Source organism: Corynebacterium sp. HMSC069E04, assembly GCF_001813175.1.
Lineage (GTDB): Bacteria > Actinomycetota > Actinomycetes > Mycobacteriales > Mycobacteriaceae > Corynebacterium > Corynebacterium aurimucosum.
The window spans coordinates 186744-205029 of the sequence record NZ_KV811696.1 but is presented as its reverse complement, the minus strand read 5'-3'; the positions used below and the strand labels follow the sequence as shown (position 1 = coordinate 205029).

The window sequence follows — 18286 nt, the reverse complement described above, 5'->3', positions numbered from 1 at the left end:
AAGAAACTTTCTCCGTGGCTTCGGTGCGCGGCGGTAGGGTTTAAAGCATGAACAGCCAACACGAATTCGTCCTTCGTACAGTTGAAGAACGCGATATCCGCTTCATTCGTCTCTGGTTCACTGACATCTTGGGGGCGCTGAAATCGGTGGTAATGAGCCCCTCAGAGTTGGAATCCGCCTTCGAGGAAGGTGTTGGCTTCGACGGCTCTTCAGTGGAAGGGTTCTCCCGCATTTCGGAGGCCGACACCATCGCAATGCCGGACCCTTCAACCTTTCAGATCATGCCCTTTGACAAGGAAGAACCCGAGCTTCTCTCGGCGCGCATGTTCTGTGACATTACTCAGCCCGATGGGCAACCTTCGTTGGTGGACCCGCGCCACATCCTGCGCCGTCAGGTAACCGAGGCGGCCAATGAGGGATTCACGTGCAAGGCGTCTCCTGAGATTGAGTTTTATCTCCTTGAGGACGCGCGCGATATCAACAGGCTTGTTGCCACCGATAACGGCGGCTATTTCGACCAAGCCACGCATGATAACGCCCCGAGCTTCCGGCGCCGGTCAATGTACGCGTTGGAATCAATGGGCATCGCCACGGAGTTCAGCCACCATGAGACCTCACCTGGCCAGCAGGAGATCGACCTCCGCCATGCTGACGTATTGTCGATGGCGGACCACATCATGACCTTCCGCTACCTCATCAAAGAGGTTGCCTCCCAGCAAGGAGTGCACGCGACGTTCATGCCCAAGCCTTTCGAGGACCGCTCAGGCTCGGGCATGCATACTCACTTGAGCCTTTTCGAGGGAGATTCCAACGCCTTCCATGACCCCGATGATGAGATTTCGCTGTCCAGCACAGGACGGCAGTTCATCGCCGGCATTCTTGAACACGCAGTGGAGATGACAGCGATCACCAACCAGTGGACCAACTCCTATAAGCGCCTGATGTTTGGCAGCGAGGCTCCAGGGTCAGTGACGTGGGGAATCTCTAATCGTTCTGCGCTGGTGCGAGTTCCCACCTACCGCCTTTCCAAGGAAATGTCGCGCCGAGTTGAAATCCGCTCGCTGGATTCAGCGATGAACCCTTACCTGGGTTACGCGGTGCTCCTTGCCGCTGGTTTGCGCGGAATCAGAGAAGGCTATGAGCTAGGGGATCCGGCCGAGGATGACGTCCACCAGCTGACCCACCGCGAGCGCCGTGCGATGGGGTACAAGGATCTGCCGAGCAGCCTGGACCAAGCCCTCCGAGAATTTGAACGCTCCGAGTTTATGGCGGAGGTCCTCGGTGAACACGTCTTTGAGTACTTCCTGCGCTCAAAGTGGGATGAGTGGCACGAATACCAGCAGCAGATCACCGCATTCGAATTGCGCAACAACCTGAATTTCTAGGAGAAGTATGCGTCCAGCATCAGTACCGTCCCCAGCTACTCTTGGTCTGACCCGGCCAACTGCTGCGGAGGATCTATCCCGCCTCGGGTGGGATAATCCGGAGTCCCTAGAACTGTTGTGGACACTGGCCGGAGCAGGCGATCCCGATATGGCCCTCAACACGTTGATGAGGATCGTCGAGGGGGCGCCTGAGATTGGCCCGGCGATGCGCGAGGACGAAACATTCCGGGTGCGACTCATCGCCCTGCTGGGCGGCTCTTCGGCATTCGGTGATCATCTCGCTGCACACCCAGAAACCTGGCACGAGCTGCAGCGGGCGCTGCCGACTCCTACCGAAATGCTGCACACGCTGCTCACAGAGGTCGGGGCGGAACCTGCGACATACGTTGAGCAACCAGACCAGCCTGACACCGCGAGCCCCGACCTGACGTCTCCCGGCACCTACCGGGCAGCACCGGGGGACCACAAAGCATCACTCAAAGTGGCCTACCGAACGCTGATGATGCGCATTGCCGCCCATGACCTCGCAGGTACATTTCACTCGCGCAAGGGCCAGTCACGCCCCCAGCCGCGAGTTGGTTTCCGGGAGGTCACTAGGCTGACCACAGCCCTCGCAGATGCCGCCTTGACGGCAGCACTCGCCGGTGCGGTCCGGGTGGTCTATGGGGATGAAGCACTCGATGCGCAGCTGGCCGTCATCGCGATGGGCAAGTGCGGCGCGGGCGAATTGAACTACATCTCCGACGTGGACGTGGTCTTCGTAGGCTCCGAGGCGACACCACGGATCACCCGCCTAGCGTCGGAGTTCAACCGGATTGGCTCGGCCTGCTTCTTCGAGGTTGACGCCAACCTGCGTCCGGAAGGCAAATCCGGTGCCTTGGTTCGAACGCTGGATTCGCACGTTGCCTATTACAAGCGGTGGGCAGAAACCTGGGAGTTTCAAGCGCTGCTGAAGGCACGGCCGCAAACCGGCTATCTGCCCTTAGGCACGGACTACCTGGAACAGATCGGGCCGATGGTGTGGACGGCCTCGCAGCGGGAGTCCTTCGTGGAAGACGTTCAAGCTATGCGCCGCCGCGTGCTGGATAATGTCCCCGAGGAGATGCGTCTTCGAGAGCTCAAGCTGGGGGAGGGCGGCCTGCGTGACGTGGAGTTCGCCGTCCAGTTGCTGCAGTTGGTGCATGGGCGCTCGGATGAATCGCTGCGCACACTCGCCACGGTTGATGCACTGGCAGCGCTCGTGCGCGCCGGGTATGTCGGGCGTGAAGACGGCACCCAGCTCATCGAGGCCTACGAGTTTCTGCGTTTGCTTGAGCACCGCCTTCAGCTGGAGCGTTTCCGCCGTACCCACACCTTGCCGGAGAAGGACGACAACAAGGCGCTCACGTGGCTGGCCATCAATTCAGGCTTTCACCCACAGGGGCATCAGTCGGCAGCGGACCAGATGAATACCCAGCTGCGGAAGGTTCGCCTGCTTATCTCTGAGCTCCACTCGCGCTTGTTCTACCGCCCGCTGCTCAATTCCGTGGCCTCGATGTCGGCGGATGAACTCAAGCTCTCCCGCGAAGCCGCGCTCTTGCAGCTAGCGGCACTGGGCTATCGCCACCCGGACCGTGCTTTTGAGCACCTCACCTCCCTCGCCGCGGGGCAATCGCGCAAGGCGCGCATCCAGGCCATTCTGCTGCCGACGTTGATGGAGTGGCTCTCCAATACCGCTGACCCGGATATGGGCCTGCTGAATTACCGCAAGCTTTCTGAGGCAGCTTATGACCGGACGTGGTTCTTGCGCATGCTTCGTGACGAAGGCGTTGTCGGCCAACGCCTCATGAAGATTCTGGGCACCTCGCCCTTCACGGCGGAGCTCATTATTCGCGCCCCGGACGTCGTCAAGCAGCTCTCCGATGGCGCGGCAGGGCCCAAGCTGTTGGAAACCAAGCCCGAGCAAGTGTCTTCCGCCTTGATTAATTCCACCAAGCGCCACGCGGACCCAGACAAGGCAGTATCGGTTGCCAGATCCCTCCGCCGCGCAGAGCTAGCGCGGATTGCCGCTGCTGATTTATTGGGCTTCTTGCCGGTTCAACAAGTGTGTTTTGAACTGTCCACCATCTGGAATGCTGTGCTGGAAGCCGCGCTGCGCGCCGAGGTCAGGGCGTGGAGGCTGAGCCACGATGATGCCGAACCACCCGCCCGCATCGCCGTGATTGGCATGGGGCGGCTCGGCGGTATGGAGCTGGGCTTTGGTTCAGATGCCGATGTCATCGTGGTGGCGGAGCCAACAGGAGATAATGCCGAAGAAGAAGCTCTGCCATGGGCCATCGGCATCATTGAGAAACTGCGCCGCCGTCTGGCAAAGCCTTCCGGGGATCCGCCCTTGGACGTGGACTTGGGCCTGCGGCCAGAGGGGCGCTCGGGAACGGTCGTGCGCTCGATCGAATCCTATGAGCGCTATTACTCGCAGTGGGGCGAGCCTTGGGAGATGCAGGCTTTGCTCCGCGCGGCCTTCGTGGCAGGAGATGAGGAGGTCGGTACACGTTTCCTCACCATGGTGGATGCCTTCCGCTATCCGCCGAAGGGCGTGAGTGAGAAGACGATTCGTGATATCCGCCGAATGAAGGCGCGCGTTGATAACGAACGCCTCCCGCGCGGCGCTGACCGCAATACCCACACCAAGCTGGGGCGCGGTGGGCTAACGGATATCGAATGGACCGTTCAGCTGCTCCAGATGATGCACGCCCACGAGGTTCCGGCGCTGCATGATCCGTCCACCCTGCGGGTGCTCGATGCCCTCGAGGACAATGAGGTTATCCCTGTCGAGCAAGTGCAGGAGTTGCGGGAGGCTTGGCTCTTGGCCACCGATGCCCGCAATGCGCTCGTGCTGGTGCGCGGCAAGCGCGTGGACCAGCTTCCGGCACCGGGCCCGCAGCTGGCGCAGGTGGCCGGCGCGGCCGGGTGGGAGCCCGAGCGTAATCAGCAATTCCTGGAGCATTACCTCAAAGTGACCAGGCACGCGCGGAAGATAGTGGATGAGGTGTTCTGGGGTGAAGCAGAATCCTTCGAGCATGACTAGCAGAAGGCAGTTGCTCCGCCCCTGACCCGCACCCTGAGCTCACCCGGATCTTTCCCTGACTTTGGAGCAAGCCCCTGTTCTATCAGGTGATCAGCCGATAGCCTTAGGTGGCAGTGAACAGTCATTATCCCCGCGCCGCACAAAGGAGCACACCATGAGCCTGAACCTGTCCCTCGACCTCAACGATGCCACTCTTGCTGATCTCGACGCCTTCCTCTCCGCTGCCCGCGCGGCTGGGTGCGACCCCGCCGCTGCGCTGAGCGTGGAGGGGACGGTGATGAGGTTGGACGTCGACAAGCCGCGCGTTGTGCCGACTGAGCCGAAGCCTGAGTCCCCGCGCCGCAACAGCCTGGATCGCTCCGTGGCGGAGTCCACCATCCGCTCCATCATCGATGCGCTGTCCGAGCGCCTCGATTCGCCACACCCGCCGCATGGAAATTCTTTTGGCACCTTTGGCCCCCGCGCGGATTAAGCCGCAAATGTGAGAGAAGTCTAAAATTGTGGCCGTGAAGTCCAAGCAGATTATCGCCGTATGGGTCCTCGTGGTGGTGGCAGTCATCACCGCCGTCGGCGCGGGCTGGTGGGCTACGGAGCGGTACCAAGTGCCGGAGGGGGCATTGACGGTGGAGCAGGTGGTCGACGGCGGCGTCCCACAAGATCCGTCGGTAGGCGCCGAGCTTGACCCGGCTGAAAAGGATCGCATTGTCTCGCTGGCGGAAGCACTGGGGATTCCATCGGAGTCAGTGCCACGCGGACTTCTGTCGGTGGCGTCGGATAGGTACCGCTCCCGTCAGATGCTTGAGGCTGATTTGGAGAAGGCCGTCGAGGCAGGCGCCATCACGAAAGATGATGCGAAAGGTGTCCTCGCCGCCTTCGATGCCGGTGTTGTCGCCCCGGTGGAAGGTCCGATCTACGTAGAGTCGACCCCCGCAGAATAAGTCTGCCCGCCACTTTCGTTGAGTGCGCTGCCATGGAGCCCACAGGGACTGGCAGGTGATGCGCAGTCAATGAGGATTCGCCTTGCAGCCGTAGCTCTTAAGCTCACACGCACAGATAACGAAACGATAAAGGTTGGTGCGTTGAGGTGGAGAAACGACGAAAATTACGCGAGCTGCTCAGGACCGCAGTGGGGGTGAGCATCGCCGTTCTCGTCCCCATCGGCGGCGGGATCGGGGTCTTTGAAGTGGCCAATGGGCTGCCCCTTGAGGCGCCGTTGAGCGCCTTGGCCTTTCAGTAATTCAGCCCTTTACTAACCCACTTGCACGATTCTGGCGTGCGGCCCTTCCTCCCCGCCCCGGCTGCGCAGGATGTGGGTGATGAGAACACCCACGATGCCAATGCACCACACGCCAAAGACAGCCCAGGCAGCAAGCCGGAAGTCATGGTAGGGATAGTCCGGCCCATTGCCCAAGTGATCGAGAACCATGCCGACGAGCTGGGCGCCGATGACCGTGGCAATGAAGCCGCCCATGTTTCCCAGACCCGTCGCCGTCGCGACGACGCGGCGATCCAGGTTTTCACGGACAATGTCGAATCCATAATTTGCCACCGGTGTGCACAGGGACACCACGCTGATGAGGATGAACAGTGAGAGGTAGCTGCCGCCAAAGAAGAAGAACAGGACCCACACCGCGCAGTGGATAGCCACAAACCCTAAGGCCAGCCAGGGACGGAAACCCCTAGCTCGGGAGGATAACCGGCCGTGCAAGGGACCAACCAGCACCATGCACACGCTAAACCACGTCAGGACCCAGCCGGCGCTAGTCTTAGAAAAATCCATGCCCGCGGTCATCAGGGGCACTCCCCACAGCATGACAAACACGTTGGTGGCCCCCAGACCAATCCAGTGAATGAAGAATGCCTGCCACGCTACGGGGGAGAGGAAAACGGTGGATAACAGTGCGGCAGTGCTCTCCGGCTTCGCGTTCGGTTTTTCCTTTGGTTTGGGCACGATGCCGAGTGATTCTGGGGAATCCGCAACCGCCACCGCGGCCGCAACGGCGATGAGAATGCCCACCGCACCCAAGGTAACGAAGGCCATGGTCCACCCGCCCCAGCCCAGCAGAATGGCAAAAGGCAAGGCGGACATGAACTGACCCAGCTGCCCCAGCGACGAGGTGACCTGGGTGAACATGGGGGTGCGGTGCAGCGGGAACCAATAGGGCAGGATGCGCATCACGGAGAGGAAGGCGGTGGCATCGCCCGCGCCGATGAGCAGGCGGGCGGCGATGGCTACCCAATAATTACTGGTGAAACCGAGGACCACCTGGCCTATGCCCATGATGATGGAGCCAATGACCAGCAGGCGGCGGGGTCCGAACCTATCAATGAGCATGCCCGTAGGGATCTGTGCCAGTGAATAAATACCCAGTTGTACAGAGGTGAAAACAGCAATGCGGGAGGCATCGACGTCGAAGCGATCGATGGCTTCAAGCCCCGCTACGCCAAAAGATGTGCGGCCGGTAATTGCCACGATGTAGACCAACACCGCAGCTACCCACACGGAGAGAGCCTTAGTGGTAATTACATTGCGAGGATGAGGGACCGACATGGCTGATACTTTACGCGGCACCAACTAAGATGCAGGGGGTGAAGTACATTTCGACCCGCGATACCGACCGCCAGCCCGCCTCCTTTACGGATATCCTCCTCGGAGGTCTGGCCCCCGATGGCGGCCTCTACCTGCCGGACACCTACCCCCACATCGATGACGCCACTCTGACTAACTGGCGCCAGACCTTGGCGGAGGGTGGCTACGCGGCCTTGGCCGCCGAAGTGCTCAAGCTTTTTGTGGATGATATTCCCGCCGAAGACCTCGAAGGAATTGCCCAGCGCGCCTACACTTACCCCAAGTTTGACCACGAGGAGATCGTCCCCGTCAGCGAACTGGGGGAGGGCCTTTACATTGGCCACCTCTCTGAGGGGCCGACGGCCGCCTTCAAGGACATGGCCATGCAGATGTTGGGCGAGCTCTTCGAATACGAGCTGGCCCGTCGCGGCGAAACCCTCAATATTCTGGGCGCTACCTCTGGCGATACCGGTTCCTCGGCGGAGTACGCCATGCGCGGGCGCAAGGGCATCCGTGTCTTCATGCTGACCCCGGCTGGGCGCATGACTCCCTTCCAGCAGGCCCAGATGTTCGGGCTGGATGACCCGAATATCTGCAATATCGCCCTCGATGGCGTGTTTGATGATTGCCAGGACGTGGTCAAGGCGGTTTCGGCCGACGCTAATTTCAAGGCAGAGAACCGCATCGGCGCGGTCAACTCCATTAACTGGGCTCGCCTCATGGCGCAGGTGGTCTACTACATCAATTGCTACCTCAAGATCACCACGGAAAACACCGAGAAGGTCTCCTTCAGCGTCCCGACTGGCAACTTTGGGGATATCTGCGCCGGCCACATCGCCCGCCAGATGGGCCTGCCCATCGACAAACTCATCGTCGCGACCAATGAAAACGACGTGCTCGATGAGTTCTTCCGCACCGGCAGCTACCGCCCGCGTTCCTCGGAGCAGACGTACAAAACCTCCTCGCCGTCGATGGATATTTCCCGCGCCTCCAACTTTGAGCGCTTCGCTTTTGATCTGCTAGGCCGCGATGCCACACAGATTAAGGAGCTTTTCGGGACAAAGGTGAAGGAAGGCGGGTTTAACGTCGACAAGCAGGCACTTGACGCCGCCCACGCGGAGTACGGTTTCCTGTCCGGTTCCTCCACCCACGCGGACCGCCTCGCCACCATTAAGGATGTCCACGAGCGCTACGACGTGCTGGTGGATCCGCACACGGCCGACGGCATCAAGGTTGCCCGCGCGGTACAGGAAGAGTATGGGGTCGATACCCCAATCATCTGTCTGGAGACCGCCCTGCCGGTGAAGTTTGCGGAGACCATCAAGGAAGCCATTGGCAGCGAGCCGGAGGTGCCGGAGCGTTTCGCCGAAATCCTTGAAGCCGAGCGTCACGTCACCGACCTGCCAAACGATGCCGCGGCGGTGAAGGATTACATTACGCAGTACATTAAGAGCACGGAGGTTTAAGCCAATGGCACAGGAACAGTTCTCGGGCCCAGAGTACTTTACCGAATTTGACCCAGAAAAGTTCATCCGTGACATGAAGCAGGTCGCGGAGATGGAGAAGGAAAATAAGGAGAATAAGGCGAACGCGGGTGAGGCTGCACCAGAAGAGGATGCCTAGGTTTCTCCTGCTTGGGGCATTCAGCACAGCAGCTCTGGCGACGGCTGGGTGCACGGTGCACACGGGCGTTGAGCCCGTTCCCGAGGCCGCCTCGAACACCTCCGAGAACGCCACTATTGAGCCGCCCCCGCCGCAAACACACACTCCGGGTGCGTCTCCGGTGCCGCCGGGGGCAGCATTGGATATCTCTAGCATGCAGCCCGTTCCCGGCGAAGCCTTCGACTTCAACCTCTGCACAGTGGCGTGGAGCTTTGTGCTTGACGACGGCCGCACCATCGCCGTTACCGCCTCCCACTGCGGTGAGCCCGGGGATACGGTGTGGGCGGGTGCCGCGGACGGGGAATTTATATACCCGGCCGAGCCCGTTGGCAGCATCATCTACTCCGACCTCAGCGCACCGGACACGCACCAGCTTGATTTCGCCTTGGTGGAGATAACGCGGCAGGCTGAGTTCTATGTTCCCCAGGACATGCCCACCAGCGTGGTCGCGGCCGAGCAGGAGGAACTTCCCGATGAGGTGTGCAAGCTGGGGCGCATCACTGGTGAGACCTGCGGCCCGCTCACACACGGAGAGGGGAACGGGAAACTCCAGTTTGGTGAGCGCACTGTGGATACTATCTCTGCGCGCGCCCACGTCTGCTCCACACACGGTGATTCCGGCGCACCGGTCTTTGGCGCGCCGGGCAGCCCCTATGAAGGCGTGATTGTGGGAGTTCTGTCCGGTACGACGGAAGCGGCCGCGGGTAGCGAGGGGTGCGTGCACGGCTCGGAGGCAGAGATGTCTTTTACTCCCGCCTCTGACATTGAGGCGCTCCTGCCGGAGATTCTGGCGCAGCTCTAAGACGCTAAGATAAAGCCCATGCCCACTCCTGATTATATTGTGTCCCTGCGTGAGAAAATCGGCCACGAGCAGCTCTTTTTACCCGGCGTGACCGCGGTTATTGTGCGGGCCGTGCCTACCGGCTCCGCGATCTGGGAGCTGCCATCGGTCCTGCTTGCTCAGCGTGCCGATACTGGTGCGTGGGGTCCTATCTCCGGTATCTGTGAGCCGGGTGAGGAGATTACGGCGACCGCACTGCGTGAAGTTAAAGAAGAGATTGGTCTTGACGGGCGCATCGAAGCGCTTCTTGGGGTGGGGCAGGTGGGCCCAGTGACTTACCCCAATGGGGACAATTGCATGTTCATGGATACCGCCATTCGCGTTTCCGTGCCGGATGATGCAGAGCCGGTCATCTCCGACGAAGAAAACCTTGCCGCGCAGTGGTTCTCCGTGGCGCAGATGCCGACGTCCGTCAGCGCCCGCCACCGCATGATCATCGGGGATGCAGTGGCGCAGATGAAGCACCCGCAGGGCTTCCGCCCGCGGATGGGCTACGTTAAGCGCACTTAAACTCCAGCGCAGTGCCGTTTTCTGAGGAGCTTGCCTGTGGGTTTAGAGTGTTGGAGTTGCCGTAAAATATCATCAGAAACGCATGATATGGGTTGATGCTGCCGGTGATGCTCGATAGCTTCGGAGCCATGATTTCACGCACACTGAAGAAAGTAACCACTGCAACCGCGTTCGTCGCTCTCGCCGGCGGCGTCCTGGGTGCCGGTACCGCCGGTGCGCAAGAGATGTCCTCCGTCGACTCCGTGAAGAACAGCCAGATTCAGGAGCTGAGCTCGCGTCTGTTCGGTGACTCCTTCTCCTCCTCCAAGGATTCGGAAGCACCGGAAGGCTCTGGCTTGATTGAGAAGTACGAAGACGTTGACGGCCTGCAGGAGAAGCTGCCGGCTGACGAGGCCCAGAAGGTTCTCAACGGTACTTTCACCGCAAAGAAGAACCCGGATATCTCCGTGACCTTCAATGAGGATGGCACGCTGAACTTCAACGATGGCTGCAATTCCGGTGGTGGTAGCTACACGCTGGATCAGACCGATGCCATCGTGGTGGAGAACCTGAATTCTACGATGCGTGCCTGCGGCCCGGATGAGATGGCTGATGCCGATGCGCTCAACGCCATCCTCTCCGCCAAGCCAGTGGTCATCCCCGTAGAGGGCAATACCTTTGCGCTGGGCAGCCAGGGCCAGGTCATTCAGTTTGAGAAGACCGAGAACTAAGGCTTCCTAAGCATCCAGATTTTCGCGTGGCGGGGCTAGTCCGAGACTGGGCTGGCCCCGCTTCGCTGTGCGCGCCGGCCTTCGATGAGCCAGCTAATGAAGCGGCAGGAGCAGGCAGACCAGTGCGTGATGAGGAGTACCGGGATGCTGAGCGCGATGAGGTCTAGGAGCTCAGAGCCATTCACCAGCGCTACCTGGTGCCCGCCCATGCTGATTGTTCCCGGTGGGAAGGTGCACGCCCACCACGCGGGCGAGTAGTCCACCCAGCGAGCAACATTGGGATAGAAGGTGACCATGGCATAGAACGCGAGGGGAATGGCGATCACCATGGCGGTCAGCCCGTAATAGACAGAGAAGCTACCGGGATAGAGGATCTGCATCGCGGTAGTGGATTGGCCCACCACGCCCAGCGGAACCCAGGCCGTCGCGGAGTTGGCGCCGGTGAGATTGACCTTGCCCTGCCAGGCGGCCCAGTACACGCGGATGAAGATGGGGACCGCCGTAGAAAGCGACATGACAAAAAGAACCGTGCCCATGACGTGGTATGCATGGCCATAGTCCAAGGCGAGGAAGCCGGCTACGGAGGAGGAAATCATGGGGCCAACCAGCGGCAGGCCCCAGGTAAACCGCGGCTGGCCGTCGAAGCGGGTGAGCTGAATAGCCCAGGTGATGGCGGTGACGGGGCCGCCTATCCAAAAGCCGACTAGGCGGAAGGTTCCGATATCCGTCAAACCCGACAGTGCTGCGCCGAGCGCCAGGATGCCGATGAAGTACATGGACCATTCCGCCATGGAGGTCCGGGCAAAGCTGGGCTGGCGGTAGACCGCGAAACCTACTGTCAGCATGAGGAGGATGACGCAGGACAGTGCTGCGAAGATAGTAGAACCTGTCAGCATGCCTTCCTCAACGAGCAGCCGGGAGACGATGGAGGTGCCCATGAGGCTGCCGCCCCACGCGGGGCCGGGCGGTGGCAGTTGGCGGAATTTCTCAGTCACAGCTGGCATGGTAGCTGCATCCACCAACTACTGTCCTATTGCTGTGCTGAACTTTGCGGAATCGGTCTCTTGTGGGGTGGGCAACCTGCCCGTATATGCCTGCTAGCTTTGAGGATCGGGCTCGCGGGGTTACGGAAGCTTGGGTTTGTTATAGGTTTGAGTCAGGTCCTTCAGGCACATCCGCGCGTCGGGCCTGTATAGCCGGCATGTACCACGTTACAGCGGCTGCCAGGATAGCCACTGTGGAAGCGCTCCATGTGAGAAACTCATCTGGGGTAAACCACCATGCGGTTACAGCGAGTACACCGAGCACGAGCCATAAAGCGGGGATAAGGGGGCTAGGGTTTTCCGCCCATGGTTCTTGGGGGAACCGGCTACGCGCTTCGGTACGGATGCGCCGGGGAGTTTTTCGGGAAAGCGCCCAAACGCAGCCGACAACAAACACCAGCCCTGCGCCAGCGATGAGTAGGTCTCCCTTCACTCCGCCGAACATGAAAACGCCGACGGCGAATGCTAAAGCCACGCGTTCCGACAAGGTAGGGGGGAACTTTTGGGTCGGATCTACGTCTGGGTAGATGCTCCTGAAGATAGCTGTGTGGGGGTGGCTGTGCATGCTGTTTTCTCCCGTTTGGTTGATTTGTTGACAAACCTGTTACTTTAGGCCAGGATTACCTAACCAAGGTAAGCCTAGCCTATAGCTTTATCTGGATGAAACAAGGTTCTCAACATGATTCGCAATCTCTGGCGCTCAGCATGCGGTGTGATAATCGCAGCTCCCCTCGCTCTCGGTGCCGTTCCATTTTTTAACACTGTCCCAGTAGCCCACGCAGAGACTTCCTGCACGTGGAACTGGGGGATCAAGCAATCCTTCCGAAGCTACATCAAGGGCAATATCGCCCGCGGCGGCTGGGGAGCCAGCGGTATCGGCTTTAGCGGTGATGAAAAAGGCAACGGTGCTTTTGTGTTCCAAGCAAGCGCGCCCACGTCCTCTGGCGGTACAGTCACCATCCCGTTCCAAGGCACGCTGAACTTCACAGGACATGACGGGGTTCTCGACATGACATTGTCGGACTTCAAGGTCATTGCTTCCGGTGACCAAGCAAAAGTGACGGTTGATTACGTTTCTTATGAACTGAACCGAAGCAACTACACCCGCGGGGCCCAGATTCAAGGCGACGATGAGGTCATCGCCACCATTAATCTGCAGGAGCCTGTCAAAGACAACGGCTCGGCAGTGAACCTGGCAGGAACCACGTCCCTTAGTGCCGGGGGAGTCAAGCTTTTCACGGGCTTCTATGAGCAGGGTGAAAAACTCGATCCTTCCTCAGGCACCATTGCGTTGGATGGATCCTGCTCTGGTTCTGGCGGCTCAGGCGGCAATGGATCTGGCTCGAAACGGAAGCTGAACTCTATTACCGGCACCTTTACGGGCTTCAACAAGGAAGCCATGGCTATTTTGTCCGAAACCAATGACACCATGAACGGTATCACCACGTTTATGGGCAATACTCAGGCTTTCTTGGATGAGTTGGACTCATTCAAGAAGCGGGGCGACACCAACTCGGCGGCTTCCGGAGCGTCGGCTAGCGCATCATCTGGAACCTCCACCACTGGTAGCACCACTACTTCGGGCCTCAGCGGCAACGACCTTCCAGAAACAGTGGCAGCTGGCAGCGGAAACAGTAGTGGAGCATCAACAGCTGGCGCGTCGAACTCCGGCGCTACGGGTGCGACGGGCTCGGCGGACTCTTCGTCTGGAGCATCCGGTGCAGCCAACGAAACCTGCCAAGCCACCGGTGTGACCCAAGCTACGGCGCAGTGGGGAGTGAAGAAGTCATTCCAGTCCTATATCACCGGCTCCATTGCGCAAGGAAAATGGGAACTCTCGGGAGTCGGATACAGCAATAGTAGATTCCAGTTTTCCGGCAACTCAGGCGCAGTTAAGGACGGCGCGGGTTCCGTGCGCTACGGCGGAAGCATCCAGTTCACCGGCCACCACGGCAAGCTCGACCTCAATATTGCGAACCTAGAAATCTCCTTCAACGGTAAAACCGGAAAACTAATCGGCGACGTGCGCTCCTCCAACATGGAAGGCGAGAAGAAGGACTTCGGACGCACCGCCATCGCCGACTTGAATTTCACGTCTCTGGATGTGGGAACAGATGCCGTATCGGGTGAAGCAACAGTATCCCTGACTGACGTTGGCTCCAAGGCATTCGCCGAATTCTATGAGCCTGGAACCCAGCTCGATCCGCTAAGTTTCAACGCCAGCCTGGGCGGAAACGCTGATTGCAACGACGCTAACGGCAGCACTAGCAGCGGAGGCTCGTCCAGCGCGGGAGATAGTGCCGGCTCTGGGGCGAAGAGCAACGGTGGCGTCAACTCCGACGCTGTGGAAAACGCACTAGCCAGTGACTCCTCGCAGGGCTATGAAGATGGCTCAAAGAAATTCCAGATCAAGTCCGCGAGCTCCGCGAACGGCACCACAGATGACCCAGTTACCTACCTCCTCCTGTTCATCGCCGGGCTCATTATCGCCGGAGGCTCCACCAGCCGCCTCATTATGAACAACTCCTAGAAAGATGGCCGTGAAACTACTCCTACGTTTCCTTATCCCGCTTCTGTGCATCGTGGGCTTGACTGCCTGTGGCGTGCAAGGAAGCTATACAGACCAGCTACCGGACCCGCAGGACCTCTCCGACCCGCGCTCCTTCGAAGGTGTTACCGAGGTCAGTGACTTCGCCGATATCGAGCCCGTAAGCTCTAAAGTCCAGCCTGCACTTCCAGTGGAACTTACTGACGCCGATGGTTATGACGTCACCGTCACGGACGTCTCGCGGATTCTAGCGCTGGATATTTACGGGACCTATACCAAAACGCTGAGCGGTTTGGGGCTCGCGGACAATATCGTTGGTCGCACCGTCTCTTCCACTGAGCCGAATCTGGCGGACCGTCCCGTCGTGACTGAAGGCGGCCACAATATCAATGTTGAAGCAGTTCTAGAGCTTAATCCGACGCTCGTTATCGTGGACCACTCCATTGGGCCCCGTGATGCGATCGATCAGATCCGTGAAGCAGGTGTGACAACTGTGGTCATGGAACCGCAGCGGACCATTGACTCGGTGGGCGAAGACATCATCACGCTGGGTGACACCCTGGGGCTCCCAGATGAAGCACGCAAGCTGGCGGAGCGCTCCATCAAGGAAATTGATGAGTCGAAGGAAGCCATTAAGACCATTGCCCCTGAGGAACCAATGCGTATGGCCTTCCTCTACGCCCGTGGGAACGGTGGCGTGTTCTTCATCATGGGGGAGGGCACCGGCGCCCAAGACCTCATCGAAGGAATTGGGGGCGTCGACCTCGCTGCGGAGAACAACCTTTCTTATGCCGAACCTGCTAATGCAGAAGCGCTGGCCCGCATCAACCCGGAGGTCATCATCATGATGACCGATGGATTGAAATCCACAGGGGGAATTGACGGTCTGCTGGAACGCCCTGGTGTGGCTCAGACCATCGCTGGCCAAAAGCAGCGCATCGTCACCATCCCCGACGGTCAATCCTTGGCCTTCGGCCCTATGACCGGTCAGACGTTGGTCAAACTCGCAAAGGCTGTCTATGACCCAGATAATGCATAGCGACGTCTTCACACGGCGCCGTACTCAGCGGATATCAGTTTTCATACTTTTAGCAGTGCTTGCTGTTCTAGCAGGGCTCATCTCGATCGTCCTCGGACAGTACTACATTGCACTTTCTGATCTGTTCCCGATTCTCGCTTTTGGGCCGAGCCAAGAGTCCCTCACAGCCAGCGTGGTCTGGAGTATTCGCCTACCGCGGTTAGTTCTGGGGCTACTCGTAGGTGCTGCTCTAGGCGTCGCGGGCACATTGATGCAAGCCATCTTTGCCAATCCTTTGGCGGAGCCATCCATCATCGGTGTGACCTCCGGTGCAGGTGTGGGGGCGGCTGTAGCGATCGTCTTCAACCTCACCTTCGCGGGAACTTTCACTGCGCCAGCGTTGGCTTTCTTAAGTGCGTTACTAGTTACCTTCATCATCTACCAGCTTGCACGCCACAATGGCCGCGTCACGGTGGTTAACCTGATCCTCACGGGTATCGCCATTAATGCCGTGTGCAATGCCATCATCTCCTTCATGGTGTATCTAGCACCGACCGCCAACCGGGAAGCCATCATTTTCTGGCAGATGGGTTCCTTCAACGGCTCCCAGTGGAAGCACGTATGGGTAGTTCTTCCCGTCGTCCTCGTTGGTCTTGCGGTAGCCCTGTGTTTAGGAAGGCAGCTTGACATTCTTGCGCTGGGCGAACGCGCCGCTGCACACACTGGAGTAGATGTGCCTATGTTGCGCATAGTGGCAATTGTGACATCCGCAGTGCTTACCGCAGCGGCTGTCTCCTTCGCTGGTCTCATCGGCTTTGTCGGGCTCATCGTTCCCCATTTGTTGCGCAGCATCGTGGGACCGCAAAACCATATCCTTATTCCTGCATCCGCCCTAGGCGGCGCGGTGCTCATCGGCTTTGCGGATGTGGCAGCACGAACCTTGATTCCCTTTGCAGACCTCCCAATCGGTATTTTTACCGCTCTCGTTGGTGGACCGACCTTCTTTGTCTTGTTGCGGCGCATGATGCGAAAGGGGGTGCACTGATGCTGAGCGTAGACAACCTCACTGTCCACGTGGATGGACATACCCTCGTTGACAGCGTGACCTTTAAAGCCCAACCAGGCGAGGTTACCGGTCTGATTGGCCCGAATGGTGCAGGGAAGTCAACGGTCCTCGGTGCGGTCGCGGGTGATATCGACTTCTCCGGTGAAATTCGCATCGGTGGTCTGTCGCCTAAAGCCCCACCCCGTGAGCTTGCACGTCAACGTGCGGTGATGCTTCAGGATGTCGCGGTGTCCTTCGAATTTCTGGTACGCGATGTCGTAGCGATGGGGCGACGCCCGTGGGGCGGAACGCCCCAGGCCAAACTCGACGATCAGTTTATCGAAGCCGCCCTCGAAACAGCGGGCGTTGCTCATCTTGCAGGAAGAGATATCAGCACGCTTTCCGGTGGTGAACGCGCGCGGGTGGCCTTTGCACGTGTCCTTGCGCAGAATGCACCGATAGTTCTGTTGGATGAACCGACAGCGGCCCTCGACATCCGCCACCAAGAACAGCTCCTGGGCTCTGTAAAAGCCCTGTCCCGTGAGGCAGGAGTAACCGCAGTTGTGGTGCTCCATGACCTGAACGCGGCAGCTGCATATTGCGATCACATCGTGTGCGTCTCATGCGGGGGGATCGCAGCTCAAGGGCGCGTGGCGGAGGTTTTTACCGGCGCCACCTTGTCTGAGGTGTACGGCTGGCCAATCTCCGTCAACGAGCTGCAGGTGCAACCGCAGCGCGCCACGCCCACAATCAATCCACTTTTCTCGCATCAACTGGAGGACTTCCATGTTTAAAAAAATCCTGGTGACCGCTATCGCAGCGACGGCGATTACCGTGCCGCAGGCTACCGCGGCAGAAGCAGAATCCTGCACCATCGAATCCGGCAATTTCAATTGGGGTGTCAAGCACTCCTGGCGCTCCTACATCAAGGGACGAATTGCTAACGGTGGCTGGGAGACGACCGGAGCGGTGAAGGAAAACGGAGACCCTACGGGCGGTGATTTCACCTTCGGTTTCGAAGTCGATCCGGAAGCGTCCACAGTCTCGGTGGACGAGGCAGGAAATGTGACTGCATCGAAGATCAAGGCTAAAGATTCTTCGATTACGTTCACTGGCCACCACGGAGCACTGTACTCCAAGATGACCAACCCATTCGTGCAGACCGAAGGCGATAAGGCCCAGCTCGGCTCCGGCTACGAGGCCTACTTTGTTGAAGGCAAGCACATGACGCAGTACACCCCGGAGGACCGCGTTGAGGCCAACAAGCGCACAGGTGAAGGGGCATTCGGTCACGGTAAGGCACAGTGGAACAAGGACGGGGATACTCTCACGCTTTCGGCTTCCGACGTTATGTACGAGCGGCAGCCCGGAACGAACGATTCTGGTGACGTCGAGGGCGTTGACTTCCTGTTCATGGGTATGTACAGCCATGACTACAACCCCGAGGTGGATAGCGCGCAGCTGACCCTCAAGCTCGCCCCGGGCTGTGGCCAGAAGAAGGACAATGGCAAGGATCCGTCCGAGGGGGAGAAGCCGAAGCCCCAGACGCCTTCGGAAGATAAGAACCTTAGCTCGGGTGAGAGCTCCTCTTCTAGCTCGAAGACCACCAACTTCTGGAACTACTTCCTAGGCATTGCGGCTATTGGCAGCATGATCGCAATTCTGTGGCAAGCATTTGTTAAGTCCGGTGCTTTTGACAGTGCCCGTGCCTTCTTTCAGCGATAAGCGCTAAAGCACACCGCTGACAGTTCAAGAGCGACGTAACGGGTGTGGGGTGCCGATAAGAATTGGTGCCGCACACCCACGTCGGCCTAATCCCCTTAATTTTCGATTTTGAGTTTTTCTAACCTCAACTGATTTGTAGTTTTTAAATAACACCGTGGAGAAG

The 18286-nt window shown here is 59.1% G+C and carries 16 protein-coding genes; 14 read left to right on the top strand and 2 right to left on the bottom strand.

What is annotated here, in order from left to right; all coding sequences use genetic code 11:
- Positions 1 to 47: 47 nt before the first annotated feature.
- From HMPREF2896_RS10915 to HMPREF2896_RS10900, 4 genes are all read left to right on the top strand, one after another.
- Positions 48 to 1385 carry a glutamine synthetase family protein gene (locus HMPREF2896_RS10915; protein WP_070719515.1) on the top strand — a complete coding sequence of 446 codons (1338 nt, stop codon included), beginning with the start codon at positions 48 to 50 and terminating at the stop codon, positions 1383 to 1385.
- Positions 1386 to 1392: 7 nt separating this feature from the next.
- Positions 1393 to 4452 (top strand): bifunctional [glutamine synthetase] adenylyltransferase/[glutamine synthetase]-adenylyl-L-tyrosine phosphorylase, encoded by a 3060-nt coding sequence (locus HMPREF2896_RS10910; RefSeq protein ID WP_070719514.1) that lies wholly within the window; start codon positions 1393 to 1395, stop codon positions 4450 to 4452.
- A gap of 154 nt (positions 4453 to 4606) precedes the next feature.
- Entirely contained in the window at positions 4607 to 4924 is a 318-nt protein-coding gene (locus tag HMPREF2896_RS10905; protein WP_070719513.1) for a hypothetical protein, read from the top strand.
- 34 nt (positions 4925 to 4958) lie between these two features.
- Positions 4959 to 5390, top strand: a complete 432-nt coding sequence (locus HMPREF2896_RS10900; protein ID WP_236659246.1) for a hypothetical protein — start codon at positions 4959 to 4961, stop codon at positions 5388 to 5390.
- A gap of 311 nt (positions 5391 to 5701) precedes the next feature.
- On the opposite strand, the gene HMPREF2896_RS10895 is transcribed toward HMPREF2896_RS10900, so the two are convergent.
- Positions 5702 to 7003: an MFS transporter gene (locus HMPREF2896_RS10895; protein WP_070719512.1), complete on the bottom strand. Its 1302-nt coding sequence runs from the start codon at positions 7001 to 7003 to the stop codon at positions 5702 to 5704.
- A gap of 38 nt (positions 7004 to 7041) precedes the next feature.
- Here HMPREF2896_RS10895 and thrC point away from each other — a divergent pair, with 38 nt between their 5' ends.
- From thrC to HMPREF2896_RS10875, 5 genes are all read left to right on the top strand, one after another.
- Positions 7042 to 8487 (top strand): threonine synthase, encoded by a 1446-nt coding sequence (gene thrC / locus HMPREF2896_RS10890; RefSeq protein WP_070719511.1) that lies wholly within the window; start codon positions 7042 to 7044, stop codon positions 8485 to 8487.
- Between the two features lie 4 nt (positions 8488 to 8491).
- Positions 8492 to 8644 carry a hypothetical protein gene (locus HMPREF2896_RS12885; protein ID WP_168160911.1) on the top strand — a complete coding sequence of 51 codons (153 nt, stop codon included), beginning with the start codon at positions 8492 to 8494 and terminating at the stop codon, positions 8642 to 8644.
- A complete protein-coding gene (locus tag HMPREF2896_RS10885) occupies positions 8637 to 9485 on the top strand; it encodes a S1 family peptidase (RefSeq protein WP_246822965.1) in 849 nt (282 codons plus the stop codon). The genes HMPREF2896_RS12885 and HMPREF2896_RS10885 overlap by 8 nt, the downstream gene beginning before the upstream one ends.
- Before the next feature lie 18 nt (positions 9486 to 9503).
- Positions 9504 to 10034 (top strand): NUDIX hydrolase, encoded by a 531-nt coding sequence (locus tag HMPREF2896_RS10880; protein ID WP_070643931.1) that lies wholly within the window; start codon positions 9504 to 9506, stop codon positions 10032 to 10034.
- 128 nt (positions 10035 to 10162) lie between these two features.
- A complete protein-coding gene (locus tag HMPREF2896_RS10875; RefSeq protein ID WP_246815776.1) occupies positions 10163 to 10744 on the top strand; it encodes an META domain-containing protein in 582 nt (193 codons plus the stop codon).
- A 35-nt stretch (positions 10745 to 10779) separates the two neighbouring features.
- Here the strand turns inward: HMPREF2896_RS10875 and HMPREF2896_RS10870 are convergent, their stop codons facing one another.
- Entirely contained in the window at positions 10780 to 11748 is a 969-nt protein-coding gene (locus HMPREF2896_RS10870; protein WP_083311492.1) for a TDT family transporter, read from the bottom strand.
- Between the two features lie 718 nt (positions 11749 to 12466).
- Between HMPREF2896_RS10870 and HMPREF2896_RS10860 the strand changes: the two genes are divergently transcribed.
- The 5 genes from HMPREF2896_RS10860 to HMPREF2896_RS10840 are packed head-to-tail and all read left to right on the top strand — an operon-like array spanning position 12467 to position 18123.
- Complete coding sequence (locus HMPREF2896_RS10860) at positions 12467 to 14317, top strand: HtaA domain-containing protein (protein WP_070719510.1); 1851 nt, start codon at positions 12467 to 12469, stop codon at positions 14315 to 14317.
- Between the two features lie 10 nt (positions 14318 to 14327).
- A complete protein-coding gene (locus HMPREF2896_RS10855; protein ID WP_070719540.1) occupies positions 14328 to 15374 on the top strand; it encodes a heme/hemin ABC transporter substrate-binding protein in 1047 nt (348 codons plus the stop codon).
- A complete protein-coding gene (locus tag HMPREF2896_RS10850) occupies positions 15355 to 16398 on the top strand; it encodes a FecCD family ABC transporter permease (protein WP_070719509.1) in 1044 nt (347 codons plus the stop codon). The genes HMPREF2896_RS10855 and HMPREF2896_RS10850 overlap by 20 nt, the downstream gene beginning before the upstream one ends.
- Positions 16398 to 17192, top strand: coding sequence for an ABC transporter ATP-binding protein (locus HMPREF2896_RS10845; RefSeq protein WP_070447420.1), 795 nt, complete (start codon positions 16398 to 16400; stop codon positions 17190 to 17192). The genes HMPREF2896_RS10850 and HMPREF2896_RS10845 overlap by 1 nt, the downstream gene beginning before the upstream one ends.
- A complete protein-coding gene (locus HMPREF2896_RS10840) occupies positions 17185 to 18123 on the top strand; it encodes an HtaA domain-containing protein (RefSeq protein ID WP_070719508.1) in 939 nt (312 codons plus the stop codon). Before HMPREF2896_RS10845 ends, HMPREF2896_RS10840 begins: the two co-directional genes overlap by 8 nt.
- Positions 18124 to 18286: the final 163 nt, after the last annotated feature.